Consider the following 26,678-nt stretch of genomic DNA (forward strand, 5'->3'; position numbering starts at 1 on the left):
CGTGACGACACAGGAAACGACGTTGACCGCGGGTGACGCGGAAGTGACCGTGGCGCCGGGCAACGGCTGCCGTATCAGCAGCCTGAAGATCTCCGGGACGGAACTGCTGCGGCAGGGCGAGAAGTACGGCTGCTTCCCGATGGTGCCGTGGTGCGGGCGCATCAGGGACGGGCAGTTCCGGGATGGTGGCCGCACCCACCAGATGCCGCTGAACTCCCCGCCGCACGCCATCCACGGCTTCGGCCGCAACGCCGAGTGGACCACCGCGCGCGAAACCCGCACCGAGGCCGCCTTCACGTACGACCTCACCGACCCCTGGCCGTACAGCGGACGCGTCACGCAGCTCGTCTCGCTCACCGAGGACTCCCTGACCCTGTCGATGGGGATCGAGACGTACGGCGACTCGTTTCCCGCGCAGATCGGCTGGCACCCCTGGTTCAACCGGACCATCACCGACGGCGGCAGCAGCGTGCAGATCGCCTTCGACCCGGCCTGGCAGGAGGAGCGCGGCGCCGACCACCTGCCGACCGGCAAGCGCATCGAGGCCACCCCCGGCCCCTGGGACGACTGCTTCGGGATGCCCGACGGCGTCGACGTCACGCTGTCCTGGCCCGGCGCCCTCCAGGTCCAGGTGAAGAGCCCCGAGCAGTGGGTCGTCGTGTACGACGAGCAGGATGCGGCTGTGTGCGTGGAGCCGCAGACCGGGCCGCCGAACGGGTTGAACACCGCCCCGCGACTGGTCACGCCCGTGGAGCCGCTGGAGGCGAGCACGACCTGGACGTGGAGCCACCTGTAGAGACGTGGAGCCACCTGTAAAACCGGCTCCCGCGCCGGGCCCTTAAGCTCATAGCCATGACTTCGAACGACGTGCGCGACGCGCTGCTCCAGCAGATCAAGGACAAGGCCGTGGTGCACGGCAAGGTGACGCTCTCCTCCGGGATCGAGGCCGACTACTACGTAGACCTGCGCCGCGTCACCCTCGACGGCGAGGCCGCCCCGCTGGTCGGTCAGGTGCTGCTCGACCTGACCGGCAAGCACGGGCTCGAGTTCGATGCGGTCGGCGGCCTCACCATGGGCGCTGACCCCGTCGCGGGCGCGATGCTGCACGCCTCCGCCGCCCGCGGGCAGCGCCTCGACGCGTTCGTCGTCCGCAAGGCCGCCAAGGCGCACGGCATGCAGAAGCGCGTGGAGGGGCCGGAGATCAAGGGCCGTCGCGTGGTCGTCGTCGAGGACACGTCCACGACCGGCGGCTCCCCGCTGGAGGCCGTGCAGGCGGTGCGCGAGGCCGGGGCCGAGGTCGTCGCCGTCGTGACCATCGTGGACCGGGCCACCGGCGCCGCCGAGAAGATCACCGAGGGCGCCGGGGTTCCGTACCTCTTCGCCTTCTCGAAGGACGAGCTCGGACTGGACTGAACCGCTCCGCCGCACCGGACTGGAGCATTTGGCCGAGTCTGGAAAGATGGGGTCGACGATGATGTCACCCCCTTGGTGAGGGTCACCCAGAACGACAACCCGAACCCGCAACCCGCGCGCTTTACGAGGAGACGGCAGATGGCCATCGCAACCCCGGACCAGTACAACGAGATGCTCGACCGGGCCAAGGCGGGGAAGTTCGCCTACCCGGCCATCAACGTCTCGTCGACGCAGACCCTGAACGCCGCGCTTCAGGGCTTCGCCGAGGCCGAGTCCGACGGCATCATCCAGATCTCCACCGGTGGCGCCGAGTACCTCTCGGGCCAGGGCGTGAAGGACATGGTCGTCGGCGCCGAGGCGCTCGCCGAGTTCGCGCACGTCGCGGCCGCGCGCTACGGCAACAAGATCGCGCTGCACACCGACCACTGCCCCAAGGGCAAGCTGGACGGCTACGTGCGCCCGCTGCTCGACATCTCCGCCAAGCGCGTCGAGGCCGGCGGCCTGCCGCTGTTCCAGTCGCACATGTGGGACGGCTCGGCCGAGACCCTCGCCGACAACCTGGAGATCGCCCAGGAGCTGCTCGCCAAGGCCAAGGCCGCGAACATCATCCTCGAGATCGAGATCACGCCGACCGGTGGCGAGGAGGACGGCGTCTCGCACGAGATCAACGACAACCTCTACACCACGGTCGACGACGCGCTGCGCACCGCCGAGGCCCTGGGCCTGGGCGAGAAGGGCCGCTACCTGCTGGCCGCGTCCTTCGGCAACGTGCACGGCGTGTACAAGCCGGGCAACGTCGTGCTCCGCCCCGACCTGCTCAAGGAGCTGAACGAGGGCGTCGCCGCGAAGTACGGCCAGCCGGCCGGCTCGAAGCCGTTCGACTTCGTCTTCCACGGCGGCTCCGGCTCCACGGTCGAGGAGATCACGACCGCCCTGGAGAACGGCGTCGTGAAGATGAACCTCGACACCGACACCCAGTACGCCTTCACCCGCCCGATCGCTGGCCACATGTTCGAGAACTACGACGGCGTCCTGAAGGTCGACGGCGAGGTCGGCAACAAGAAGACGTACGACCCGCGCGTGTGGGGCAAGAAGGCCGAGGCGAGCATGACCGCCCGCATCGTCCAGGCCTGCGAGAACCTGCGTTCGACGGGTACGCGCATCAAGTAGGGCACTTCCTGTGTACGGGCCCGGCATCCCCTCGGGGAGCCGGGTCCGTCGCATGTCACGAGGGCGGACCGTGGCTTGCCACGGCCGGGTCCTGTCGTATGTCACGAGGGCGCTCGACAAGCAACCGTCCGGGCGCGGCACACTTGACCCCATGAACCTTCACGAGAACCTCCTCGGCGGTCCGCCCCCGACCGAGCTCCCGGACGACCCGGAGCCCCGCGAACTGCTCGCGGCCGGGACGCCCCCTGCGGACGTCGCCGCGAAGTACCCCACCTCCTCGCTCGCCTGGGCGCAGCTCGCCGACGACGCGTTCGAGCGCGGCAGCGTCGTCGAGTCCTACGCCTACGCCCGCACCGGCTACCACCGCGGCCTCGACTCGCTGCGCCGTGCCGGCTGGAAGGGCCACGGCCCGGTGCCGTGGGAGCACGAGCCCAACCGCGGCTTCCTGCGCGCGCTGCACGCCCTCGCGCGGGCCGCGGGCGAGATCGGTGAGCAGGCGGAGTACGAGCGCTGCACGCAGTTCCTGAAGGACTCCTCGGAGGCGGCGGCGCAGACGCTGACCTGAGGTTTCGTGGTGCCGTGAGGCCCGCCCGGTCCATTGTGACCAGGCGGGCCTTGCCGTTTCCGGGGACGATTGCGGAGGATGCCCGTGGGGACCGGGGCCCCGTGTCGGTAACGGCAGGGCGGACCGCTACCCGGAGTACACAACAGGAGACAGCGATGTCCCACGACGCGGAACACGACGCGGGTCGCGACACAGAGGCGCCCGACGCACCGCATCTCGACTTCGCGGGCACCACGCCCTACGAGGACTACGTCCAGGCCGACGTCCTCACCCACCTCCAGCACCTTCGCTCGGACGATCCCGGCGAGATGGTCTTCCTGGTCACGACCCAGGTCATGGAGCTGTGGTTCACCGTCATCGTGCACGAGTGGGAGACCGCATCGCGGGCCCTCGGCGCCGATGACGTGCCGACCGCCGTGGCCGCGCTGAAGCGTTCCGTACGGGAGTTGCGGGCGCTGAACGATTCCTGGCGGCCGCTGGCGCAGCTCACTCCGGCCCAGTTCAACTCGTACCGCTCCGCGCTCGGCGAGGGCTCCGGCTTCCAGTCGGCGATGTACCGGCGCATGGAGTTCCTGCTCGGCGAGAAGTCGGCGTCGATGCTCGTGCCGCACCGCGGCGCGCCCCGGGTGCACGGCGAGCTGGAGAAGGCGCTGCACCAGCCGAGCCTGTACGACGAGGTGCTGCGGCTGCTCCACCGGCGCGGGCACGCGGTGCCGCGGGCCGTGCTCGACCGTGACGTGTCGAAGAAGTACGAGCCGTCGGCGGAGGTCGAGGCGGTGTGGACGCGTCTGTACGCGGGCGACGAGAGTGATGAACTCGCCCGTCTGGGCGAGGCGTTGACCGATGTCGCCGAGCTGGTGTGGCGCTGGCGCAACGATCATCTGGTGGCCACGCGGCGCGCGATGGGCGCGAAGACGGGCACGGGTGGCTCCGCCGGTGTGGCGTGGTTGGAGAAGCGGGCGCGCGGCAACGTGTTCCCCGAGCTGTGGACGGCGAGGTCTCATGTCTGATCTGTACGAGCGGGCGCGCGAGCTGGATGCGAAGGATGAACTCGCGGGTGTGCGGGGGCAGTTCGTTCTCGATGATGCCGTTGTGTATCTGGATGGGAACTCGCTCGGTGCGTTGCCCGCGAATGTGCCGGGGCGGGTCGACGACGTCGTCCGGCGGCAGTGGGGCGAGTTGCTGATCCGGTCCTGGAGCGAGTCGGGGTGGTGGACCGCGCCCGAGCGGATCGGGGATCTCATCGCGCCGCTCGTGGGCGCGGACAGCGGGCAGGTGGTTGTTGGCGACTCCACAAGTGTCAATGTTTTCAAGGCACTTGTGGGTGCGGTGCGGTTGTCGGGCGGGCCGGAGGCCGGGCGGGACGAGATTCTCGTCGATGCCGCGACGTTCCCGACGGACGGCTATATCGCGGCCTCGGCGGCGCGGATGACGGGGTGTTCGGTGCGGGCCGTGGAGCCGGGGGAGGTGCCGGGGGCGCTTTCGCCGCGGACGGCGGCGGTGCTGCTGAATCACGTCGACTACCGCAGTGGGCGGCTGCATGACCTGCCGGCGCTGACCTCGGCGATCCGCGGCGCGGGTGCGATCTCGGTGTGGGATCTGTGCCACAGCGCGGGGGCCCTGCCGGTCGGGCTCGACGCGCATGGGGTCGACCTCGCCGTCGGCTGCACGTACAAGTTCCTGAACGGGGGCCCGGGTTCACCCGCGTACCTGTATGTGCGGCGCGAGCACCAGGCGGACTTCGACTCGCCGTTGCCGGGCTGGAACTCGCATGCCGAGCCGTTCGGGATGCGGCCGTCGTACGAGGCGGCGGACGGGATCGTGCGAGGGCGGGTCGGTACGCCGGACATCCTGTCGATGCTGGCGTTGGAAGCGGCCCTTGAGGTGTGGGCGCGCCCCGATGTCTCGGTCGAGGCGGTGCGGGCCAAGTCGCTTGCGCTGACGGACTTCTTCGTGGAGTGCGTCGAGGCGTACGTTCCCGGGGGGCGGGTCGAGGTGGTGACGCCGGCTGCGCACGGGGAGCGGGGGAGTCAGGTGGCGTTGCGGTGTGCGGATGCGGGGGAGGTGATGGGGCGGTTGATCGCTGCGGGGGTCGTCGGGGACTTCCGGGCGCCGGATGTGCTGCGCTTCGGCTTCACGCCGTTGTACGTGTCCTTCGCGGACGTGGAGCGGGCGGGGTCGGTGTTGGCGCGGGAGTTGTCCTAGCGGTACCCGTTCGGGCGGCTGGGGGCGGGTGGCCTCCGGCCGTCGGGGGCGGGTGGGTGGGAGATGGGCGGGCAAGCGGCCCGATGTCCGTTCGGCGCATCCCATGGCCCGGCGGCCCGGCGGCCCGGCGGCCCGGCGGCCCGGCGGCCCGGCGGCCCGGCGGCCCGGCGGCCCGGTAGCCCGGTGAGCGGCGTTCGGGCCATAGGCACGGTGGCCCGCTGGCCCCGTGGCCCGGTGAGCGGCCTTCGGCCCATCGGCCACCTCGCCGAGCCGCCCCGCCCATCCCCCGGCGGAGTCGTCCCGCCCATCCCCCCCCGGCGGAGTCGTCCCGCCCATCCCCCCCCCCGGCGGAGCCGTCCGTCCCGCCTCCCGGCGGAGCCACCCCGCCCCGGCGGAGCCGTCCGTCCCGCCCCCCGGCGGAGCCACCCCGCCCCGGCGGAGCCGCCCTCACCCCGCATAAACCCCCGCCACCGCCGCCGCGACCGTCGCCTCCACGGAGCGGGTCGCGTCCCTTTCCGTGGGGGCGGAGCCCGTCGTCAGGAAGCGGTAGTACAGCGGGGCGGAGACCGCGCGGATGACCTCGGACGGGTCCGTGCCGGACGGCAGTTCGCCGCGGGTCACCGCCTGTTCCACGCAGGGGGCCCACTCGGCCACCCGGACCTCGTAGAAGTGGGCCAGCGCCGAAGATGTCCGTGCGTCGCACGTGGCCGCGGCGATCACCGCGCGGAACAGGGCGCCCTGCCGCGCGTCCGCCAACGTGCGTTGCACCAGGCGGGCGTTGGCGGTCAGGTCGCCGTGGAGGGTGCCCGTCTCCGTGCGGGGGAGCGACTCCTGGGCCATCTGGTCGAGGAGGTCGGCGACGAGGCCCGTGGGCGAACCCCAACGCCGGTACACCGTCGTCTTGCCGACGTCCGCGCGCCGCGCGATGTCGCCCAGGTCGAGCCGGTCGAAGCCGTGCTCGGCGAGGACGTCGCCCGCCGCGTCGAGCACCGCCGCGCGGACACGGGCGGTGCGCCCGCCGGGACGGAGCGTGCCGGGTTCGGGCGCATCGGTGGACGCGGCGTTCTGCTCGCTGCTCATGACCGCCAGGGTAACGGAACGAAGGAACCGTTTGTGCGGTCACTGTACGTGTTGACGCACGTCACGGGCCTGGTAGCGTCCGCATACCCGTAACCACAAGTTCCGCACGACGTCGAGAGGTTGGAGCATGCCAGACCCCGACAAGTCCGGCGCCGCCCGTGAGGAGGCGGAGGAGGCGTCGGCCTTCTCGCACCCTGCCGTGCCGCCGGACGTCAGCGCCGCGTACGGCGATCACCCGGATCAGATCGTCGACTTCTACGTCCCGAGGAACGGCGCGACCGCGGCCCCGCTCGTCGTGGTCCTGCACGGCGGCGCGTGGCGGGCGCCGTACGACCGGCAGTACCTGACCCCGTTCTGCGACTTCCTCGCGAGGCGCGGGTTCGCCGTCGCCAACGTCGAGTACCGGCGGGGGCCGGGCGCGGCGGTGCCGCATCAGGGCGCCGAGGGCCCTGTCGCCGGTCGCTGGCCGGAGACCTTCGACGACGTGGCGACCGCGCTCGACGCGATGCCCGCGCTCGCCGCCGAGCACCTGCCGTCGGCCGACCCCCGCCGCACCGTCGTCACCGGTCACTCGGCGGGCGGCCAGCTCGCGCTGTGGGCGGGGGCCCGGCACGTGCTGCCGGAGGGCGCGCCCTGGCGCACCCCGAACTCGGCGGCGCTGCGCGGCGTCGTCGCCATCGCCCCGCTCGCGGGCTTCGTGCTCGCCGAGGAGCTGGGGGTCTGCGACGGCGCGTGTGTCCAGCTCCTGGGCGGGATGCGGGAGTTGTTCGACGAGCGCCGCCCGTACGCGGACCCCGTCGAACTGCTGCCGACCGGTGTCGCGACGACCGTGGTCCAGGGGCGTACGGACACGACGATCCCCTTCGAACTGGCCGAGGCGTACGCGGACGCGGCGGCGAAGGCCGGCGAGGTCGTGGGCGTCACGTTCCTGGAGGACGTCGGCCACTTCGCGGTGATCGACCCGGCGGCGGACGCCTGCGCGGTGGTCGCGGAGGAGATCGCGCAACTGGCCTGGTGACCGCGCCCCCTCCGCCATCTAGTCCTTGCGACGGACGCCGGCGAACCCTCCTTCGTACGGACGCGGGCGGGTGCACCCGCGTCCTACCGTGAGTGCCATGACCGACACGACCATCATCCAGGGCCCACGCGAGCACAGCCCTGAGATCAATCTCGCGAAGTCGGCGCTGCGGGGGCTGCGCGAGGACCTGTTCCGGGGGGTGCTCGCGTACCGGCCGATGCCGCGGGCGGGCACGGACGGGCCGTGGGCCCGGCAGTTCCCCGACCGCTTCCGGAAGCACCTGGGACTGCTGCCGCATGCCGTCGTGCTCGGCCTGGCCGGGCTCACGCTGATCACCGGCATGGCGAGCTACGGCGCCCTCGACGACAGCTTCTTCGCCCTCGTCGCCGGGCTGATGGCATCGGTCCCGGTTGCGCTCACCCTGCTCCGCCCGATCCTCGCCTGGTGGCTCTCGCTCGCGGCCGCACCGATCCTCGTCTGGGCGACGAGCGACGACCTCTACCCGTGGTCCGGCGGCAGCCTCATGGGGCACACGATCGTGATGATGGTGGTCGCGGCGCGCACCCGGCCGCGTACGGCGGCCTGGATGTGGGCCTTGTCCACGCTGTACTCGCTGCTCTCGGCGGCGGTCTTCGGCGGCCTGGACGGCGGCGTCGCCGTCCCGATGGCGGTGCTGTCCGGCATCGGGGTCGGGATCGTCGCTCTCGTCCACGTCAACCGCACCGCGCGGCGCCAGGTCGTCCAGGAGCGTACGGTCACGGCCGTCGAGCGGGACCGGCGCACGCTCCTCGAGGAGCGCACGAACATCGCGCGCGAGCTGCACGACGTGGTGGCGCACCACATGTCGGTCGTCGCCATCCAGGCGGAGGCCGCGCCCTACCGCGTCGAGAACCCGCCGCCCGAGCTGGAGCAGGCCTTCGTCACGATCCGGGAGAACGCGGTGGCGGCGCTGACCGAGCTGCGCCGCGTCCTCGGTGTCGTACGGGCGGAGGACTACGAGGCGCCCGACGCCCCGCAGCCCACGCTCGCCGACCTCGACAGGCTCCTGGAGAACGTGCGGGAGGCGGGCCTGACCGTGACGCGGACGGTGACGGGCGCGGCCCGTGAACTCCCGCAGGGCGTCGAGCTGTCGGCGTACCGGATCGTGCAGGAGGCGCTGAGCAACGCGCTGCGGCACGCGCCGGGTTCACAGGCCGCGGTCGAGGTGTCGTACGTCCTCGGGGGCCTCGGCCTCAGGATCGTCAACGGACCGTCGACCGGGCTCATAAAGCCGAGCCCCGGAGCCGGACACGGCCTCACCGGGATGCGTGAGCGCGTCTCCATGCTCGACGGCGAGATGACCGCGGAGGGGACGGCCGACGGCGGCTACGAGGTGACGGTCTTCATCCCCGTCGCCCGCGCCGCGGCCACCGGGACGGAGGACGAGGCGTGATCAAAGTGCTGGTCGCCGACGACCAGATGATGGTCCGCGAGGGCTTCTCGGTCCTGCTGAACGCCATGCCGGACTTCGAGGTCGTCGGCGAGGCGGTCAACGGCGTGGAGGCGATCGCCAAGGTCCGCGAGCTGCGCCCCGACGTCGTCCTGATGGACATCCGCATGCCCGAGCTCAACGGCATCGAGGCGACCCGCGAGATCGTCGCGGCGGACGCGGGCACGAAGGTACTCGTCCTGACCACCTTCGACCTGGACGAGTACGTGTACCAGGCGCTGCGGGCCGGGGCCTCAGGATTCCTCCTCAAGGACGCCTCGGCGCGCGAACTCGCCGACGGTGTACGGGTGGTGGCGAGCGGCGAGGCCCTCCTCGCGCCGACCGTGACCCGCCGCCTGATCACCGAGTTCGCCAAGCTGTCCGAGACGTCGAGGTTCCCCGTGGGGCGGCAGGCGGGCGCGTACGGGGAGCTGACCGAGCGCGAGACGGAGGTGCTCGTCCTGATCGCGCAGGGCCTGTCGAACATCGAGATCGCCGAGCGGCTCGTGGTCGCCGAGTCGACGATCAAGACGCATGTGAGCCGGGTCCTGGTGAAGCTGGGGCTGCGCGACCGGACGCAGGCGGCGGTGTTCGCGTACGAGGCACGTCTGGTCACGCCGGGCTGAGCGGGGCTAGCGTCCCTCCATGGACGCGCTCGTGGAGAAGTTCGACCCCTGGTCCCCGGCCTTCGTCGCCGACCCGTACCCGGCCTACGCGGCCCTGCGCGAGGCCGGCCGGGTGCACTGGTTCGAGCCGTCGAACCAGTACCTGATCCCGCACCACGCCGACGTCTCGGCGCTCCTGCGCGACCGCCGCCTGGGCCGCACCTACCAACACCGCTACGCCCACGAGGACTTCGGCCGCACGGCCCGGCCGCCCGAGCACGAGCCGTTCCACACCCTCAACGACCACGGCATGCTCGACCTGGAGCCCCCGGACCACACGCGCATCCGCCGCCTGGTGTCGAAGGCGTTCACGCCGCGCACGGTGCGGCAACTCCAGCCGTACGTGGAGAAGTTGGCGGGCGAGCTGGTCGCGGGGCTCGTCGCGGACGGTGGCGGCGATCTGCTCACGGCGGTCGCCGAACCGCTTCCGGTGGCCGTCATCGCCGAGATGCTCGGCATCCCCGAGTCGGACCGGGCGCCGCTGCGGCCGTGGTCGGCGGCGATCTGCGGGATGTACGAGCTGAACCCGTCGCAGGAGACGGCGCGGGCGGCGGTCACCGCTTCGCTCGAATTCAGCGAGTACCTACGGGAGTTGATCGCGGCCCGCCGCGCCCGCCCCACCGACGACTTGATCTCGGGTCTCATCGCCGCCCACGACGACGAGGACGGCGCCCGTCCGGCCCGCCTCACCGAGCAGGAGATGATCTCCACCTGCGTCCTGCTCCTCAACGCGGGACACGAGGCCACGGTCAACGCGACCGTGAACGGCTGGTGGGCCCTGTTCCGCCACCCCGAACAGCTGGCGGCCCTGCGCGCGGACCACTCCCTGATCCCCACCGCGATCGAGGAGCTGATGCGCTACGACACCCCGCTCCAGCTCTTCGAACGCTGGGTGCTCGACGAGATCGAGGTCGCGGGCACCACGATCCCGGCAGGATCGGAGGTGGCCCTCCTCTTCGGCTCCGCCAACCACGACCCGGCGGTCTTCACCGACCCGGCCCGCCTGGACCTGACCCGCCCCGACAACCCCCACATCTCCTTCTCCGCCGGCATCCACTACTGCATCGGCGCCCCGCTCGCCCGGATCGAACTCGCCGCGTCCATGCGGGCGTTGCTCACGCAGGCGCCGACGCTGCGGCTCGCGTCGGAGCCGCGGCGCAAGCCGAACTTCGTCATCCGGGGCCTTGAGGGGCTTGCCGTGGAGCTGTGACGGCCCCGTCAGTTGGACATGTCCCGCCGCCGCAGGCCGACCAGGCCCACGACCACGAACACCGCCGCGAGCAGCACCTCGACGAGCACCGGGCCCCACGTCATGTCCCCACCCGGCAGCTTCGGCAGATGCCCGAACGGGGAGATGTCCATGACCGACTGCGGCAGCTTCAGGGCCGGGCCGATCCAGCCGATGAGGAGCGCCGCACCCGCCGCAGCCCACGCGGCGACGGCGGCCCGCGGCCACACCCCGTAGAGCAGCACGGCCACCCCGCCGAGCGTCCAGATCGCGGCGAGCTGGACGAGGCAGGCGCCGATGACCGCGCCGAACTCGTGGCCGTAGCCGACCGCGAGGCCGACCCCGCCGAGGAGCATGATCAGCGCGGCCCCGGCGAAGGCGATCGCCAGGTGGCCGCCTGCCCAGGCGATCCGGCCCACCGCGTTCGCGAGGATCGGTTCGGCGCGCTGCGAGGTCTCCTCGCCGTTCAGCCGGAGCACCGTCTGCACGATGTAGAGCGCGGCGACCATCCCGAGCATGCCGACCATCGTGGCGAGGAAGGCGTCGGTGATGCCGGACTGGCCGCCCATCCGCTCGATGATCTCCTTGGTGTTCTCGCTGTCGCCGACGAGGTCGGCCGCCCCCTCGGTCATTCCGCCGAAGACGACACCGGCCGCGAGGAACCCGATCGACCAGCCGATCACGCTGCCCCGCTGAAGCCGCCAGGCCAGCGAACCCGCCGTACCGAGGCGCCCGTTCGCCGGTCCCGGCCGGGTCGGCAGGAAGCTCATGCCGATGTCGCGCCGACCGGCCAGCGCGTAGCCCACCGCGCCCTGGATCAGGACGGCCGCGAGGAAAAGACCGAGCACCCACCAGCGCTCGTCGGCGAAGGCACGGACGTTCTCGACCCAGCCGACCGGCGAGATCCAGGTCAGCGGGGACGAGCCGTCGTTCGTACCGGAGTCGCCCGCCGCACGCAGCACGAACGCCACACCGAGCACCGCCGAGGTGGCGCCGCGCGCCAGCCGCGCGCTCTCCGTGAACTGGGCGACGATCGCCGCCATCGTCGCGAACACCATCCCGCAGCCGCCGATTGCGAGCCCGAGAGCGAGCGCCCCCGCGCCGCCCTGGGCGGCGAGCCCGCCGGCGATGAGCAGCGCGAGCACCCCGTCGGCCACGAGGGCCGTGAGCAGCGCGGCGGTCAGCGGCGCGCGCCGCCCCACCATCGCCGACGACACCAGCTCCTGCCGCCCGCTCTCCTCCTCGTCACGGGTGTGCCGCACGACGATGAGCAGGCTCATGATCGCGGCGAAGACGGCGGCGAACGTGCCCGCGCGCCAGGCCGTCAGCGCGCCGAGCGAATCCCCGAACACCGGCCCGTACATGGCGCGCATCGAGCTGTTGGTGTTCATGGACGCCACGATGTCGGCCCGCTCGGCGGCCGTCGGCCACACCGAATCCAGCGAGTTCGGCATCGACACGACCATCACCGCGGTGATGGCGATCCATACGGGCATCATCACGCGGTCACGCCGCAGCGCGAGCCTGAGCAGCGTCCCGGTGCCCGCGAGGTGCCGCGCGCCGCCGGTGCGCGGCGTGTACGCGGAGGTCAGGGTGGTCATCGCGACACCGCTTCCTTCTCGGCGCCCCGTACGTCCGCCACGTCGTCCTGGTAGTGCCGCATGAACAGCTCTTCCAGGGTGGGCGGCGTGCTGGTCAGCGAGCGCACGCCGGACTCGGCGAGGGAGCGCAGGACGGCGTCCAGCTTGTCGGTGTCGACCTGCAGCTTGACGCGCTTGCCCTGTACGTCGAGGTCGTGCACACCGGGAAGGTCGCCCAACCCGGCCTGCTCACCCGCGAGTTCGGCGGTGACGCTGGTCCGCGTCAGATGCCGCAGCTCGGCGAGCGAACCGCTCTCCACGGTCACGCCCTTGCGGATGATGCTGACCCGGTCGCACAGCTCCTCCACCTCGCTGAGGATGTGCGAGGACAGCAGCACCGTCCGCCCGTGCTCGCGCGCGGCCTCCTCGACGTAGGACTGGAAGACGTCCTCCATCAGCGGGTCGAGGCCGGAGGTGGGCTCGTCGAGGATGAGCACGTCGATGTCGACCGCGGCGAACGCGGCGACCAGGGCCACCTTCTGCCGGTTGCCCTTGGAGTACGTGCGGCCCTTCTTGGTCGGGTCGAGTTCGAAGTGCTCGATGAGCTCGGCCTTGCGCTTCTTGTCGAGCCCGCCGCGAAGGCGCCCGTAGAGGTCGATGACCTCGCCGCCGCTGAGGTTGCGCCACAGCGTCACGTCACCGGGTACGTACGCGACCTTGCGGTGCAGCTCCACGGCGTCGGCCCAGGGGTCGCGGCCGAGCATCTGGACGGCGCCGGAGTCGGCGCGCAGCAGGCCGAGCAGGACGCGGATGGTGGTGGACTTGCCCGCTCCGTTCGGCCCGAGGAAACCGTGCACTTCTCCGGCCTCGACATCCAGGTCGAGACCGTCGAGCGCGTGGGTCCTGCCGAACGACTTGTGCAGTCCGGAGACCGTGATTGCCTTCGTCATGCTTTTGAAGCTACGCGCACTTCACAAAGTTGTGAAGTTAAGGAAGCGTATAAACTGACGTCGCGGACCGGACAAGGGGAGAGGATCGGGACATGGGCGCGCAGGGCATGGACGAGACGCAGGCACGGGAGGCCGAGGAGGCCCGCTCGCGGTTCGTCGAGCGCTTCGCCGCCGAGCTCGTCGAGGCCGGCATGACCCGGATGCCCGCCCGCGTCTTCGCGGCCCTCCTCGCCTCCGACTCCGGCGCGCTCACCTCCGCCGAACTGGGCAAACAGCTCCAGGTCAGCCCGGCCGCGGTGTCCGGCGCGGTGCGCTATCTGACCCAGCAGCACATGGTCACGCGCGAACGCGAGCCGGGAACGCGCCGCGATCTCTTCCGGGTCCACAGCAACCAGTGGTACGAGGCGCTGACCAATCGCGACAGCGTCCTGAACCGCTGGCAGGGCACGCTCAAGGAGGGCGTCGACAGCCTCGGCGCGGACACCCCCGCGGGCCGCCGCATCTACGAGACGCTGGCGTTCTTCGACTTCGTGCAGACCGAGATGACCGAAATGATGGGCCGCTGGCGCGAACACCGGAAGACGTTGGACCTCGATTGATTTGAGCCCCAATCACGCCTCTGAGGTGACTGAGCAGCGGGGCAAATCCAGCCCCGCCGGCGTTTGAGGCGCGGGGTCCGGGGCAGAGCCCCGCGGCCGCAACCCCGGCGCCGGTCAAGGTCACGGCAGCGCCAACCCCCACGCCCGAGCCCGCACGGACCACGTCCTCCTCCGCACCGGCCCCCCGATCGTCACCTGATCCGCCCGGTACCGGAAATCCGCCCCGGTCACCGTGACCGTACGGGCCCGCACACACACCGGCCCCGCCCCGGCCCTCCGCACCTCCACCCGCGCGAGCCCGTCCCCGGCGGACGGCGCCACCGAAACCCCCCGCACCGGCTGGTCGAGGTCGACGAGCGTCGCCCCGTCCACCTCGATCCGCAACCGCGCGGCCGGCGCCTCGTCCGCCTCGGCACCGAGCGGCGAGCGCGCCGCGAGGTTCCGCACGAGCGAGCCGCACGTCCGCCACCAGTGCCGCCCGTCCTGCGACCCCGAGGCCGAGGGGTCCGCGATCGGCGGGATGCTCAGGCCCCCGAGCACCACCCCGTCGCTGTCGTCCACCAGCAGATCGAGTCGCCGCGGCGCCCCGTCGAGCGCCGAGCGCGCCGCTTCCACCGTCCCCGCGGGCACGCCCAGCGAGTGCGCGAGCGACACCGCCGCCCCCACCGGCACCATCGAGAACACCGCCCCGGCCAGCTCCCGCTCCCGGTGCAGCAAGGACACCGCACGCAGCAGCGCCCGGTCGTCGCCGACCACGACGGGCCGCCGCACACCCCGCTTGGCCAGCGCTTTCGCAAAATCGGCGGGGCCCTCCGGCAGGCACACCTTCGCCGTCGAACCCGCGCACAACACGTCCTTGGCGATGCGCACGGACTCCCCGTCGGCACGCATCGCGACCGGATCGACGATCACCAGAAGCTGCCGCGACAGCCTCCCGCTCGCGTCGTCCGCGCGGTCAGATGGATGATCCAAAGCCGCCACCTCGGCCTTGCCTCGCTTCCTCGGGTAGCATCTTTGTGCAAGAGCCCCTTGCGCTATTGCGCCAGGGGCTTCGTCTATTCCGGGGCACCCCAAGGCTCACGAAGGCATGCCGCACAGCCGCGGCCACAGCCCCTGACCTTGGACATGCCCCGCCCGGAAGGGGTGTACGCCTGTGCCCGCACTTGTGCTGCTCGGTGCTCAGTGGGGTGACGAAGGCAAGGGAAAGGCCACCGACCTGCTCGGTGGATCCGTGGACTATGTAGTGCGCTACCAGGGCGGCAACAACGCCGGCCACACGGTTGTCGTAGGCGACCAGAAGTACGCGCTGCATCTCCTCCCTTCCGGAATCCTCTCCCCGGACTGCACGCCGGTCATTGGGAACGGTGTCGTCGTCGACCCGTCGGTCCTGCTCTCCGAGCTGAGCGGTCTGAACGAGCGCGGCGTCGACACGTCGAAGCTCCTGCTCAGCGGTAACGCGCACATCATCACGCCCTACAACGTGACGGTGGACAAGGTGACGGAACGCTTCCTCGGGAAGCGGAAGATCGGCACCACCGGCCGCGGTATCGGCCCGACGTACGCGGACAAGATCAACCGCGTCGGCATCCGCGTCCAGGACCTCTACGACGAGTCGATCCTCACCCAGAAGGTCGAGGCGGCCCTCGAGGTCAAGAACCAGCTCCTCACGAAGCTCTACAACCGCCGCGCCATCGAGGCGCAGCAGGTGGTGGAGGAGCTCCTCGGCTACGCGGACAAGATCAAGGGCTACGTCGCCGACACCACGCTGGTGATCAACGACGCGCTCGACGAGGACAAGGTCGTCCTGTTCGAGGGCGGCCAGGGCACGCTCCTGGACATCGACCACGGCACGTACCCCTTCGTCACCTCCTCGAACCCGACCGCGGGCGGCGCCTGCACGGGTGCGGGCGTGGGCCCGACGAAGATCAGCCGCGTCATCGGCATCCTCAAGGCGTACACGACGCGTGTCGGTGCGGGCCCGTTCCCGACCGAGCTGTTCGACCAGGACGGCGAGGACCTGCGCCGCATCGGTGGCGAGCGCGGTGTCACCACCGGCCGCGACCGTCGCTGCGGCTGGTTCGACGCGGTGATCGCCCGCTACGCGACCCGCGTGAACGGCCTCACCGACTTCTTCCTGACGAAGCTCGACGTGCTCACCGGCTGGGAGCAGATCCCGGTCTGCGTCGCGTACGAGATCGACGGCAAGCGCGTCGAGGAGCTCCCGTACTCCCAGACCGACTTCCACCACGCGAAGCCGGTCTACGAGTACCTGCCGGGCTGGTCGGAGGACATCACGAAGGCCAAGACCTTCGCGGACCTCCCCAAGAACGCGCAGGCGTACGTGAAGGCGCTGGAGGAGATGTCCGGCGCCCCGATCTCGGCGATCGGCGTCGGCCCCGGCCGCGACGAGACGATCCAGGTCAACTCGTTCCTGTAAGCCCTCACCGGCTTGTCGCGCCCCGGTCCGCTTCGGCGGGCCGGGGCGTTCGCGTTCCGCCCCCGCCCTCCGTCCCCTCCGTCCCCTCCGTCCTCAGCCCGTCCTGTCGTACGTCAGCGGGGCCTCGCCACCCGACATGGCGCGGGTCAGACCGCCGCTCTCGGTGAGGGAGATCGTGCTTGGCTGCCCCGGGTCGCAGGCCCCGCTCGGCTGGGCGATCGTCGGGTCGGTGGGGCCGATCCGGACCGTGGAGGACGTCGCCGACTCCAACTGGCCCTGGAACACGCAGTGGTAGGGGGAGCCGTCCTTCTGGTAGCCGTCCGCCGTGAGGGAGAAGACCGTGTCGCCGGACGCGCCCTGCTGGAGTGTGATGCTGCGCGTGTGGTGGCCGTTGGCGTTGTCGATCGCGCCCTCCCACGTGCCGAGGAAGTCGGCCGGTATGTCACCCGCGGCGGACTGCGGGGTCTCCTCCCGGGGCGAGGACGCCTCCTGGCTCGGGGAGGTCGGGGAGGTCGGTGAGATCGGGGAGCCGAGGGTCGTCGGGGCGGAGGTCGCGGACGTGGGGGAGACCTTGGCGTCCGTCCGGCCGGACGGCTTGTCCTTGCCGTTCATCAAGGCGTACACCGAACCGCCCGCCCCGAGCGCCACGATCAGCGCGACCACGATGAGCGCCGGGGTGGAGCGATTGCGGCGCGGAGGCTCGGGCGGCGGCGGGCCGTAGGGCGGAGTCTGCCCCCAACCGCCGGACGGATGGCCGTGGGCGGGCGGCTGCGGGAGCGGGGGAGGGTGCGGGTAGCCGTACTGCGGCGCGGGTGCGGGCGGCGGCGGGGCTTCGTGGGAGACCACGGTCGGCAGGTGGTTCAGCGAGTCCCCGCCGGGAGTGCCGGGTGGTGGGGGCGCCGGGTCGGGGACGGTCGGAGTGTCGGGTGGTGGTGCGGGCGAGGGAGTCCGGGCCGTGTGCGCCGTGTGTTCCGGGTTCTCCGTGTCGAGCAACTGCACGGCGTGCCGCCCGAGTTGGGCGACGAGGGCGCCCGGCAGCCACGGGTCGCGGGTGCGGCCCTCGTCGCCCAACGCGTCGTCCACTCCGGTCCGTTCGAGTATCTCGTCGAGCGTGGGGCGGTCGCCGGGCCGCTTGTGCAGACAGTCGCGGACGAGGTCCTGCAACCCCTCCGGCAGCCCGTCCAGCTCCGGCGGCTCCTGCGCGATACGGAACATCAGGGCGTGCACCCCGCTGGTGGACGTACGGAACGGCAGCTTCCCCGACGCCGCGTACGCGAGGACGGAACCGAGGCAGAACACGTCGCACGCCGGGGTGATCCGGTCGCCGCGCACCTGCTCGGGCGCCATGAAACCGGGCGAGCCGACGAGCGCCCCGGTGCGGGTGAGCCCGCCGTCGGTCACCGTCTCCAGGGCGCGCGCTATGCCGAAGTCGATGACGCGCGGGCCGTCGATGGTGATCAGCACGTTCGACGGCTTGAGGTCGCGGTGGATGATGCCCGCCGCGTGGATGTCCTTGAGCGCGTGTGCGAGGCCGCCCGCGAGGATGCGCACCGAGCGCTCGGGCAGCGCGCCGTAGTCGTGCGAGACGACCTGCTGGAGGCTGGGCCCCGCCACGTACCCGGTCGCCACCCAGGGAATCTCCGCGTCGGTGTCCGCGTCGAGCACCGGAGCCGTCCACGCGCCGCCGACCCGCCGCGCGGCCGCCACTTCCTGCCGGAACCGGTTCCTGAACTCCTCCTGCTCGGCGAGCTCTTCACGTACGACCTTCACGGCGACCGTGCGACCGCGCTCCGAGCGCGCCAGATACACCTCGCCCATGCCGCCCGCGCCGAGCCGGCCGAGCAGTCGATACGCGCCGATCCTCTGCATACCCTCCATGTCGCGCCACCCTCCCCCGGTATGTGTGCAACTAACTGAGAATAATGCGGACATACGACAGAGAGGGGCCCCGCGGCTTCAACGGTTCCGTTCGTCGACGTACGTTGACGCGGATACGTGACGGGACACGTGACGCGGATACGTCGGCGGGGATCGTTAACCGTCACCAAGCGCGGCGTTAACCCGGCCGTTCGTAGCGTCTGGGGCATGGACAACATCCCACCTGCGGCGGAGCTCGGCGCCCATCTCGGCCTCGACCTGATCGCCGTGACCCTGCTGACCTTCGGCATCTTCTACCCGCGGCATCGCAGGCGCGAGCTCGTGCCCGCGTATCTCGCGCTGAACGTCGCCCTGTTCGCGGTCGTCGCCGCGCTCGGCGAGGTCGGCAAGGGTGGCGGGCTCGCCCTGGGGTTCGGCCTGTTCGGGGTGTTGTCGATCGTGCGGCTGCGCTCGGACGCGCTGCGGCACCAGGAAGTGGCGTACTACTTCGTCACGCTGGTCCTCGGGCTGCTGTGCGGGCTGCGCGCACTCGGCCTCGGAGTGACCGCCGCGCTCGCCGCGCTGCTGCTCGTGGTCGTCTACACAGCCGACCATCCGCGCCTCTACGCCCGTGACCGCAGGGCCGTCGTCACCCTCGACGCCGTGTACGTCGACGAGGACGCGCTGCGGGCCGAACTGGCGAGGCGCGTGGGACAGCCCCATGGTTGGACCGTGCAGGAGATCGACTACGTACGCGACTTGATGGTCGTGGAAGTTCGATTCCGCCAGCCGGAGGCACGGGAACGATCGGAGGCGCCCATACGTACCTCTCGTACCCACAGGGGCGCTCATGACCGTCATGAGCCTCGCAGTACGACGAAGACCGCAGCCGCCTATCACCAGGAGACCGTGTGATCCCCGCCGTACGCGCCATCGGGCGCGCCGCACTCGCCGCCAAGCCGCTGTCGCTGGACGAACTGAACAACAGGGCAGAGTTGTTGGCCCGCTACGACAACAGCTATCTGGTGCCGGTGGAGGTCTTCGAGGACTTCGCGGCGCTGCTGACCGACCCGCGGCGCGCGGAGGGCCCCTTCCGCTCGCTGTCCGTGAACGGCCGGCGCTGGTTCTCGTACAGATCGACCTATTACGACACCGCCGACCTGAGCACGTACCACGACCACCGGCAGGGGCGCCGGCTCCGCTACAAGATCCGGGAGCGCACCTACCAGGACACGGGGGAGCGGCAGTTCGAGATCAAGCTCAAGAACGGGCGGGGCGAGACCGTCAAGCACCGTCGCAGGCTGGAGGGCGAGGAGCGTCCGCTCGACGCCGCGCAGCAGGGCTTTCTCGCGGGGGTGCTCGGCGGGGCGTACGGGATCGAGGCGCCGGAGGGCCTGGCGCCCTCGCTGGTCACGGACTACCAGCGCGCCACGTTCGTCGCCGACGGGCAGCGGATCACGTGTGACGCGGGGCTCGTGGTCCGGGACCTCTCCGACGGCCGCACGGTCCGGGCGGACGGCGGGCTCGTCCTCGTGGAGACGAAGACGCGGGGGTCGCTGACCGAGGCGGACCGCATGCTGCACCGGTTCGGGGTGCGGGCGGCGGAGTTCACGAAGTACTGCGGAGGCTTCGCGGCGCTGCGCCCGGAGTTGGGGGTCAACCGCTGGTCCCGGTCCGTCCGGGAGGCGTTCCCGAGGCCTTCGGCCGCGTGACGTGGCTGCGATCGCCGGCGGGGCTGGGGAAATCCAGCCCCGCCGGCGTTTGAGGCGCGGGGTCCGGGGCGGAGCCCCGAGTCCGCGCCCCCGTGCGACCGTCCCCCGCCCTGGGGCTCTGCCCCGGACCCCGCTGCTCAATCGCCGCAGGGGCTTGAATGGGGCCTGGGTCAATGCCACCGCAACGTGACCGTCGCCCCCGGCCCCCCGGAACTGAAGGAGACCGTCCCCCCGGACTCCTCCGCCGTGCGCCGCACGATCGAGAGACCGAGCCCCGTGGAGCCGCCACCGGAGGAGCCCCGCTCCTCCGATTCCGGCGGTATCCCGGGCCCGTCGTCCGCGACCACCAGCTCCACGGCGGAGCCCTCCGCCCGGACGGAGATCCGGAAGCCGACCCCCTGCGGGGTGTGGTCCAGCACGTTGCCGATCAACGCGTCGAGCGCCGCGACGAGTTCGTCCTCCGGCACGGGCGCCGGAACCGGCGCGTCCGGCACGGAGACGCCAAGCTCTCGCCCCTGGTCCGTGGCGAGCGGCTCCCAGAACGCGGCCCGGTCACGGGCGACCGCCGCGAGATCCGCCCCCGCCACCCCGCGGAGCGGCTTGCGGGCCTTGCGGATGACCTCGTCCACGCCCATTTCGAGCGCCGCGACCCCCGCCGCGATTCGCTCGGCCTCCTCCGCGTCCCGCAGCCCCTCCGCGTCGAGGCGGAGCGCCGCGACGGGGGTGCGAAGCCGGTGCGCGAGGTCGGCCGCGTTCTCCCGCTCGGCGGTGAGCAGCTCGTCGATGCGGGCGGCGAGGTGGTTCAGCTCGGCGGCAACGGAGCGCAGCTCCGGCGGCCCCTGAGGCTCGGCGCGGGCGGTCAGATCGCCGCCGGCGAGCCGGTCCGCCGTCCCGGCCAGCGCGCGCGTCGCCCCGACGAGCCGCGCGCCGAGACGGTCCGCGAGCAGCAGCCCGATGAGCACGAGGCCGAGCCCGATCCCGGCCAGCGTCAGCCACGACGAGAGCACCCCGTCGTACAGCTCCCGGCTGGTCAGGCTGACCTGGACGACGGCCGTGCCGCCCTCCGCGCCCTGCACCGGCACCAGGACCTGCCGCCCGCCACCCGGCGGCTCGTACGTGAACGCGCGCCCCGCCCGCGCGAGGCGTACGGCGTCGGTGACGGCGGTCGGCGCGCCGATCACCCTGCCGTCGGCGAAGACGAGTGAAGTGTCGGGCTGGGAGGGCGAGTTGACGCTCTCCACCGCCTGTTCCGCGCCCGCCCGCTCGTCCGGGCTGTGCAGCGTGGGGCCCATGGCGGCAGCCACCCACTGGGCGCGGGCGGTCGCCTCGGCGGTCGTCCGATCCGCGGCGTGGCTGCGGGTGAGCAGGGTCAGCGGGACGAGCAGCGCGGTCAGGACGAGGGCGGTGGTGGCGGCGGTGAGCAGCAGCAGGGTGCGACGCATTACGAGGCGTCCCCGGCCTCGGGGGCCAGCAGCTTCACACCCACCGTGCGTACGGTGTGCAGATAGCGCGGCGACTGGGCCGATTCGCCCAACTTCCTTCGCAGCCACGACAGATGGACGTCCACCGTCTTGTCGGCACCGCCCAGCGGCTGCTGCCACACCTCGGCGAGCAGTTCGCGGCGCGAGACGACCTGGCCTGGCCGGTTGGCGAGATAGGCGAGCAGATCGAACTCGCGCGGAGTCAGATCCAGCGGCTGCCCGTCGAGCGTGATCTCCCGGGAGGCGGGAGTGATCACAAGGCCGCCGACCGTGAGCGGCTCGTCGACGTCGCCCGGCAGCCCGAGGCGGCGCAGCACCGCCTTGATCCGGGCGTCCAACTGGGCCGCACCGAACGGCTTCACGATGTAGTCGTCGGCCCCGTCCCCGAGCACCGCGACCATCTCGCCCTCCTCGTCGCGGGCCGTCGCCACGATCACCGGTACGTCGCTCACCGCGCGCAGCATCCGCAGAACTTGGGCGCCGTCGACATCGGGCAGGCCCAGGTCGAGCACGACCAGATCGGGCCGGTCGGTGACGGCGGCGTCGAGGCCGGCCATGCCGGTGGCCGCGGTGGCGACGGCGTGGCCACGGTCGCGCAGGGCGCGGACCAGGGCGTTCCGCAGGGCGGGATCATCTTCGACGACGAGGAGATGGGGCATTCGATCACCGTAAGTGGGTGCGTCGGAGGGCCCCCGGCCGGGTCCTTTCGGCGTCAGTCGTCGTCATCGTCGTGGTCGGGGACCTGCACGGCGCGGGGCGTGCCCGAGCCCGCCGAGCACCGGATCTCGTAGTGCCGGTCGGGCCCGTCATCGTCGTCGGAGGGCTCCGCCTCCAGGCGGGCCACGCGGCCCGGTCCGCGTACGACGTCGTCGTCATCGATCTCGTAGCCGTCCGACGGGCTCCACGACACGAGGTAGACGCTGCCGTCCGCCCCGCACTCGACCGTCGCCGAGCCGCCCGTGAAGCGGAGGGTGCGGCGCTGGTCGGCGGGGGCCGGGGCTTCGGAGGAGGTGTCGGCGCGCGGCGTCGTCGCCTGCGCCGACGCCAGGGCGCGGTGCACCGCGGCGTCGTCGAGCGGATGGCCGTGGGTGCCGGTTCCGGCGTTCGCGTCGGTGCCCGCGAGCTGCCAGGCGCCGAGGGCGCCCGCGGCCGTTCCCACGGCGACCCAGGCCGCGGTCACGGCAACGTTGCGCCAGCGGTGCGCGATCGGCTGTCTCATGCGGACCAGCCTGCCCGACGGTTTCCTAACGCCACGCTAAAAGCAGCTCAGGAGGAGGCCGGAGGGGGTGGGGCGACAGGTTGTCGGGTTCGGCGGCGTCCCACAGACAGGACGCCGATGGTGTCCCGGTGCGGCGCCCCTTTACCCTCGGCCCCATGACCCCTCAGCCGAATCCCCAGGTCGGCGCCGCCGTGAAGGCCGCGGACCGCAAGCACGTCTTCCACTCCTGGTCCGCGCAGGAGCTGATCGACCCGCTGGCCGTCGCCGGCGCCGAAGGCTCCTACTTCTGGGACTACGACGGAAACCGCTACCTCGACTTCACCTCCGGCCTCGTCTACACGAACATCGGGTACCAGCACCCGAAGGTCGTCGCGGCGATCCAGGAGCAGGCGGGGAAGATGACGACCTTCGCCCCGGCCTTCGCCATCGAGTCGCGCTCCGAGGCCGCACGCCTCATCGCCGAGCGCACTCCCGGCGACCTCGACAAGATCTTCTTTACGAACGCCGGCGCCGACGCGGTCGAGCACGCGCTGCGGATGGCCCGTCTGCACACGGGCCGCCCGAAGGTGCTCTCCGCGTACCGCTCGTACCACGGCGGCACCCAGCAGGCCATCAACGCGACCGGCGACCCGCGCCGTTGGGCCAGCGACACCGGCACCGCTGGGGTCGTCCGCTTCTGGGCCCCGTTCCTCTACCGCTCGCGCTTCTACGCGGAGACGGAGGAGCAGGAGTGCGCCCGCGCCCTGGAGCACCTGGAAGCCACGATCCAGTTCGAGGGCCCGCAGACGATCGCGGCGATCATCCTGGAGACGGTGCCGGGCACGGCGGGCATCATGCTCCCGCCGGCGGGTTACTTGGCCGGGGTCCGGGACCTCTGCGACCGCTACGGCATCGTCTTCATCCTCGACGAGGTCATGGCGGGCTTCGGGCGTACGGGCAAGTGGTTCGCGGCCGACCTGTACGACGTGACGCCGGACCTCATGACCTTCGCGAAGGGCGTGAACTCGGGTTACGTCCCGCTGGGCGGCGTGGCCATCTCCGGGGCCATCGCCGAGACGTTCGCGAAGCGGCCGTACCCGGGTGGTCTGACGTACTCGGGTCACCCGCTGGCCTGCGCGGCTGCCGTCGCCACCATCAACGTGATGGAGGAGGAGGGCATCGTCGAGCACGCGGCGAAGCTCGGCTCCGAGGTCATCGAGCCGGCCCTGCGCGACCTGGCCTCGCGGCACCCCTCGGTGGGTGAGGTGCGCGGCGTCGGCATGTTCTGGGCCTTGGAGCTCGTACGTGACCGCTCCACGCGCGAGCCGCTGGTCCCGTACAACGCGGCCGGTGAGGCGAACGCCCCGATGGCGGCGTTCGGCGCCGCCGCCAAGGCGAACGGCCTGTGGCCCTTCATCAACATGAACCGCACGCACGTGGTGCCGGCGCTGAACATCACGGAGTCGGAGGCCAAGGAGGGCCTTTCGGCGCTGGACGTTGCACTGGCTGCGGCGGACGAACACGTGGCGTAGTCCGGATGGCCGGGGGCCGGGGGCCGGGGGCCGGGGGCCGGGGACCGGGGCCGGGGACCGGGGCCGAGGACCGGTGCCAGGGGCCGGTGACCGGCGATCGGTGACTTGGACCGGGGAGCCGGGGCCGGGCCGGGGGCCGAGGGCCGGGGCCGGGGTCGGGTGTGGGTGTGGCCCAGGGGCGGGGTGTGACCGGCGGTGGGCGGAGGCTTGATCGGGTGCCGGGGCTCGGCCCGGTTTCCTCGCCCACCTCCCACCCGCCCGCCCCCTCCGGGGGCTCAGGTTGGGAGCCCCCGGCCCTTGGTCCCCGCCACCGGCACCGGGGTTGAGCCCCGGGGGCTGCGCCCCCAGACCCCTCTGTCCTCAAACGCCGGACGGGCTCGACACCGGCCGCCCTCCACCACACCCGCCCGCAAGTACCCCCACCGCTCCCCACCCTGTCGGTGGACGCCGCCCCCGTCTTGGGCGGTCTGTCGCCGACCACGGCTCCCCACCCTGTCGGTGGACGCCGCCCCCGTCTTGGGCGGTCTGTCGCCGACCACCGCTCCCCGCCCTGGCGGTCGACGCCGCCCCCGCCTTGGGCAATCTGCCGCCTGGGGCGGCAGGGTGGGCAAGGCGGCCCCCGGTGCCGCGCGCCCGACACCACAGGCGCCGGCCCCGGCGCAGCCGGGAAGGGGGCGGTGCCGCGCGCCCGACACCACAGGCGCCGGCCCCGGCGCAGCCGGGAAGGGGGCGGTGCCGTGAACCAGCACCGCAGGCGCCGGCCCCGGCGCAGCTCTCGGCTCCGGTGGCGTGCACCGGCGGCCGTGGGCGTCGGCCACGAACCGCCCCGCACCCCCGCAGGCGTAACCTGACCAGCCACACCACACCGCACGACCACGCCAGCCGAACCGGGGGACCCGACCCGTGCCCGTATCCGACGGCCCCGCCGTCACCCGCTCCACCCTGCGCCAGCAGATCGCGGACGCGCTGCGCGACGAGATCCTGGCGGGCCGCCTCAGCCCCGGCGAGGAGTTCACCGTCAAGGAGATCGCCGAGGGGTACGGGGTGTCGGCCACCCCCGTCCGCGAGGCCCTCGTCGACCTGAGCGCCCAGGGCCTCCTCGACTCCGCGCAGCACCGCGGCTTCCGCGTCCACGAGTACTCGTTCGCGGACTACCGGGCGATGATCGAGGCCCGCAGCCTCGTCGCCGACGGAATCTTCCGCGGCCTCGCCGAGGACCCGTCGCGCGCCCCGCAGACCGCCGCCGACCTCGCCGGGGTCCGCCGCCGCGGCGAGGAGGCGTCCCGCGCGGCGGGAGCGGGCGACCTGAACGTGCTCATCGGCTACGACCTGCGGTTCTGGCGCGAGCTCTCCGCCCTCTTCGGCAACCCGTACCTCTCCGACTTCTTCCACCGCCTGCGGGTCCAGTCCTGGATGTGCGCGGTCCCGCACCTGCGCGCCGCGGGCGACCTCAGGGGCCGCCTGTGGTCCGGCCACTGCGAACTGGTCGACGCGCTCGTGGCCCGCGACCCCGACGCCGCGCACGCGCTCATCGCCTCGTACAACGACGACTCGCTTTCCTTGATCGAGGCTCTGACAGGCAACTGAGCGGGTAGAGCGGGGACAACGGGTAGCCGCAAGACAGGTCAACCCTGACCCGCGTCGCACTACCCTGGTTCTGACGCCGATACCGTCCAACGCGCCGGAGCGATCCGGAGCACTGAGGAGCCCCCTTGGCCTGTGACCTGTGGCTCGTCCCCCTGGTCGACGTGCTGTGCCACAGCCCCGAGAATCCGTTCGCCGACGAACTCGCGCTCTACGACAAAGCGTTGAACGAGGCGGGACTGCCGCCGGTTCCGGTCCACGCGTACATGCCGGGCCTGTCCGGGGACGTGGCCCCGATCGCGGGCTTCGACTACGACGCGCTGCACTTCCTGCGCCGGGCCTACCTCCTGCAGATCTGTGGCCTCGCCGTGACGCCGGTCGACGAACTGGGCGGTGACTACGAGCAGTTGCTGGAGATGTTCGAGTCGACGGCCCAGAGTTCCCATCTGGTCTGGCATTACGACCATGCGGGCGCGTACGTGCCCGTGGACTTTCCCGAGCCGCTGTCCAACGACGAACTCCTGGCGGGGGGCGGTCCGTTGGGGTCGTGCCATGCGCTGTTGCGGGAGCTGGAGTTCGTGGCGCCGGCGATCGGGATCGATCCGGCCAATCCGCCGCGGCCGCCGGCTCCGCCGGTTGCGCCGACGTCGTTGGAGGAGCCGGCGGCGGCGGTGCCGTTGGACGACGGTCCGTTCGGCCGGGAGCGGCACGTCTGGCTGGGCCTCCACCAGGCGGCCACCCGCAGCTTGGCGCAGAGCTCCATGCTCATCTTCAGCTGACCGGAATGGTCGCGGCCGACCGCCCCTACGCCCCGGGGCTCCGCCCCGGACCCCGCTGCTCAATCGCCGCAGGGGCTGAAAATGCCCACCCGCCGCAGGGCTCGTATTGTCGTCCCGCCCACAGGCAATCGTCGGCCGCCCCCGCCTTGGGCAATCT

Annotated in this window: 25 protein-coding genes; 17 read left to right on the forward strand and 8 right to left on the reverse strand. The window is 71.9% G+C overall.

From position 1 onward, the window contains the following. The first annotated feature begins 1 nt into the window (after position 1). From ACOKM3_RS22650 to kynU, 6 genes are all read left to right on the forward strand, one after another. A complete protein-coding gene (locus tag ACOKM3_RS22650) occupies positions 2 to 796 on the forward strand; it encodes an aldose epimerase family protein (RefSeq protein ID WP_426902872.1) in 795 nt (264 codons plus the stop codon). A 56-nt stretch (positions 797 to 852) separates the two neighbouring features. Beyond that, the gene (gene pyrE / locus ACOKM3_RS22655; RefSeq protein WP_426902873.1) at positions 853 to 1,413 is read left to right on the forward strand and encodes an orotate phosphoribosyltransferase; all 561 of its coding nucleotides are present in this window, start codon (positions 853 to 855) and stop codon (positions 1,411 to 1,413) included. Positions 1,414 to 1,551: 138 nt separating this feature from the next. Beyond that, positions 1,552 to 2,583 (forward strand): class II fructose-bisphosphate aldolase, encoded by a 1,032-nt coding sequence (fbaA, locus tag ACOKM3_RS22660; protein WP_426902874.1) that lies wholly within the window; start codon positions 1,552 to 1,554, stop codon positions 2,581 to 2,583. A gap of 151 nt (positions 2,584 to 2,734) precedes the next feature. Then, the gene (locus tag ACOKM3_RS22665; RefSeq protein ID WP_426902875.1) at positions 2,735 to 3,148 is read left to right on the forward strand and encodes a DUF3151 domain-containing protein; all 414 of its coding nucleotides are present in this window, start codon (positions 2,735 to 2,737) and stop codon (positions 3,146 to 3,148) included. A gap of 155 nt (positions 3,149 to 3,303) precedes the next feature. Then, positions 3,304 to 4,158, forward strand: coding sequence for a tryptophan 2,3-dioxygenase family protein (locus tag ACOKM3_RS22670; RefSeq protein ID WP_426902876.1), 855 nt, complete (start codon positions 3,304 to 3,306; stop codon positions 4,156 to 4,158). Continuing rightward, a complete protein-coding gene (gene kynU / locus ACOKM3_RS22675; RefSeq protein ID WP_426902877.1) occupies positions 4,151 to 5,353 on the forward strand; it encodes a kynureninase in 1,203 nt (400 codons plus the stop codon). Before ACOKM3_RS22670 ends, kynU begins: the two co-directional genes overlap by 8 nt. Positions 5,354 to 5,800: 447 nt before the next feature. Here kynU and ACOKM3_RS22680 read toward each other — a convergent pair whose 3' ends face one another. Then, positions 5,801 to 6,433, reverse strand: a complete 633-nt coding sequence (locus ACOKM3_RS22680; RefSeq protein WP_426902878.1) for a TetR/AcrR family transcriptional regulator — start codon at positions 6,431 to 6,433, stop codon at positions 5,801 to 5,803. 127 nt (positions 6,434 to 6,560) lie between these two features. Between ACOKM3_RS22680 and ACOKM3_RS22685 the strand changes: the two genes are divergently transcribed. The 4 genes from ACOKM3_RS22685 to ACOKM3_RS22700 all read left to right on the forward strand — a co-directional run bounded on the left by ACOKM3_RS22685 (position 6,561) and on the right by ACOKM3_RS22700 (position 10,794). Next, the gene (locus ACOKM3_RS22685) at positions 6,561 to 7,451 is read left to right on the forward strand and encodes an alpha/beta hydrolase (RefSeq protein ID WP_426902879.1); all 891 of its coding nucleotides are present in this window, start codon (positions 6,561 to 6,563) and stop codon (positions 7,449 to 7,451) included. 97 nt (positions 7,452 to 7,548) lie between these two features. After that, the gene (locus ACOKM3_RS22690) at positions 7,549 to 8,883 is read left to right on the forward strand and encodes a sensor histidine kinase (RefSeq protein ID WP_426902880.1); all 1,335 of its coding nucleotides are present in this window, start codon (positions 7,549 to 7,551) and stop codon (positions 8,881 to 8,883) included. Further along, the gene (locus ACOKM3_RS22695) at positions 8,880 to 9,545 is read left to right on the forward strand and encodes a response regulator (protein ID WP_426902881.1); all 666 of its coding nucleotides are present in this window, start codon (positions 8,880 to 8,882) and stop codon (positions 9,543 to 9,545) included. The genes ACOKM3_RS22690 and ACOKM3_RS22695 overlap by 4 nt, the downstream gene beginning before the upstream one ends. Positions 9,546 to 9,564: 19 nt before the next feature. After that, positions 9,565 to 10,794: a cytochrome P450 gene (locus tag ACOKM3_RS22700; protein WP_426902882.1), complete on the forward strand. Its 1,230-nt coding sequence runs from the start codon at positions 9,565 to 9,567 to the stop codon at positions 10,792 to 10,794. 8 nt (positions 10,795 to 10,802) lie between these two features. On the opposite strand, the gene ACOKM3_RS22705 is transcribed toward ACOKM3_RS22700, so the two are convergent. Then, the gene (locus ACOKM3_RS22705) at positions 10,803 to 12,413 is read right to left on the reverse strand and encodes an ABC transporter permease (RefSeq protein ID WP_426902883.1); all 1,611 of its coding nucleotides are present in this window, start codon (positions 12,411 to 12,413) and stop codon (positions 10,803 to 10,805) included. Continuing rightward, entirely contained in the window at positions 12,410 to 13,342 is a 933-nt protein-coding gene (locus ACOKM3_RS22710; protein WP_426902884.1) for an ABC transporter ATP-binding protein, read from the reverse strand. The genes ACOKM3_RS22705 and ACOKM3_RS22710 overlap by 4 nt, the downstream gene beginning before the upstream one ends. 92 nt (positions 13,343 to 13,434) lie before the next feature. Between ACOKM3_RS22710 and ACOKM3_RS22715 the strand changes: the two genes are divergently transcribed. Continuing rightward, positions 13,435 to 13,941: a GbsR/MarR family transcriptional regulator gene (locus ACOKM3_RS22715; RefSeq protein WP_426902885.1), complete on the forward strand. Its 507-nt coding sequence runs from the start codon at positions 13,435 to 13,437 to the stop codon at positions 13,939 to 13,941. Positions 13,942 to 14,061: 120 nt separating this feature from the next. Here ACOKM3_RS22715 and ACOKM3_RS22720 read toward each other — a convergent pair whose 3' ends face one another. Beyond that, positions 14,062 to 14,832, reverse strand: a complete 771-nt coding sequence (locus tag ACOKM3_RS22720) for a diacylglycerol kinase family protein (protein ID WP_426906872.1) — start codon at positions 14,830 to 14,832, stop codon at positions 14,062 to 14,064. 262 nt (positions 14,833 to 15,094) lie between these two features. On the opposite strand from ACOKM3_RS22720, the gene ACOKM3_RS22725 reads away from it, so the two are divergent. Then, the gene (locus ACOKM3_RS22725; RefSeq protein WP_426902886.1) at positions 15,095 to 16,378 is read left to right on the forward strand and encodes an adenylosuccinate synthase; all 1,284 of its coding nucleotides are present in this window, start codon (positions 15,095 to 15,097) and stop codon (positions 16,376 to 16,378) included. Positions 16,379 to 16,471: 93 nt separating this feature from the next. Here ACOKM3_RS22725 and ACOKM3_RS22730 read toward each other — a convergent pair whose 3' ends face one another. After that, the gene (locus tag ACOKM3_RS22730; protein WP_426906873.1) at positions 16,472 to 18,247 is read right to left on the reverse strand and encodes a serine/threonine-protein kinase; all 1,776 of its coding nucleotides are present in this window, start codon (positions 18,245 to 18,247) and stop codon (positions 16,472 to 16,474) included. Between the two features lie 216 nt (positions 18,248 to 18,463). On the opposite strand from ACOKM3_RS22730, the gene ACOKM3_RS22735 reads away from it, so the two are divergent. Next, on the forward strand, positions 18,464 to 19,150 hold the full coding sequence (locus ACOKM3_RS22735; RefSeq protein ID WP_426902887.1) for a DUF4956 domain-containing protein: 687 nt from the start codon (positions 18,464 to 18,466) through the stop codon (positions 19,148 to 19,150). Then, positions 19,147 to 19,947: a polyphosphate polymerase domain-containing protein gene (locus tag ACOKM3_RS22740; protein WP_426902888.1), complete on the forward strand. Its 801-nt coding sequence runs from the start codon at positions 19,147 to 19,149 to the stop codon at positions 19,945 to 19,947. The genes ACOKM3_RS22735 and ACOKM3_RS22740 overlap by 4 nt, the downstream gene beginning before the upstream one ends. A gap of 170 nt (positions 19,948 to 20,117) precedes the next feature. Here the strand turns inward: ACOKM3_RS22740 and ACOKM3_RS22745 are convergent, their stop codons facing one another. The 3 genes from ACOKM3_RS22745 to ACOKM3_RS22755 are packed head-to-tail and all read right to left on the reverse strand — an operon-like array spanning position 20,118 to position 22,647. Next, positions 20,118 to 21,389, reverse strand: coding sequence for a sensor histidine kinase (locus tag ACOKM3_RS22745; RefSeq protein ID WP_426902889.1), 1,272 nt, complete (start codon positions 21,387 to 21,389; stop codon positions 20,118 to 20,120). Next, positions 21,389 to 22,087 (reverse strand): response regulator transcription factor, encoded by a 699-nt coding sequence (locus tag ACOKM3_RS22750; protein ID WP_426902890.1) that lies wholly within the window; start codon positions 22,085 to 22,087, stop codon positions 21,389 to 21,391. The genes ACOKM3_RS22745 and ACOKM3_RS22750 overlap by 1 nt, the downstream gene beginning before the upstream one ends. A gap of 53 nt (positions 22,088 to 22,140) precedes the next feature. Continuing rightward, positions 22,141 to 22,647 carry a hypothetical protein gene (locus ACOKM3_RS22755; RefSeq protein ID WP_426902891.1) on the reverse strand — a complete coding sequence of 169 codons (507 nt, stop codon included), beginning with the start codon at positions 22,645 to 22,647 and terminating at the stop codon, positions 22,141 to 22,143. 155 nt (positions 22,648 to 22,802) lie between these two features. Here ACOKM3_RS22755 and ACOKM3_RS22760 point away from each other — a divergent pair, with 155 nt between their 5' ends. From ACOKM3_RS22760 to ACOKM3_RS22770, 3 genes are all read left to right on the forward strand, one after another. Continuing rightward, a complete protein-coding gene (locus tag ACOKM3_RS22760; protein WP_426902892.1) occupies positions 22,803 to 24,158 on the forward strand; it encodes an aspartate aminotransferase family protein in 1,356 nt (451 codons plus the stop codon). Between the two features lie 903 nt (positions 24,159 to 25,061). Then, complete coding sequence (locus tag ACOKM3_RS22765; RefSeq protein WP_426902893.1) at positions 25,062 to 25,745, forward strand: GntR family transcriptional regulator; 684 nt, start codon at positions 25,062 to 25,064, stop codon at positions 25,743 to 25,745. A gap of 125 nt (positions 25,746 to 25,870) precedes the next feature. Then, complete coding sequence (locus tag ACOKM3_RS22770) at positions 25,871 to 26,521, forward strand: hypothetical protein (RefSeq protein WP_426902894.1); 651 nt, start codon at positions 25,871 to 25,873, stop codon at positions 26,519 to 26,521. Positions 26,522 to 26,678 lie beyond the last annotated feature (157 nt).

Origin of the sequence: Streptomyces nidicola, assembly GCF_050106155.1 — a bacterium.
In the GTDB taxonomy this organism is placed as follows: Bacteria; Actinomycetota; Actinomycetes; order Streptomycetales; family Streptomycetaceae; genus Streptomyces.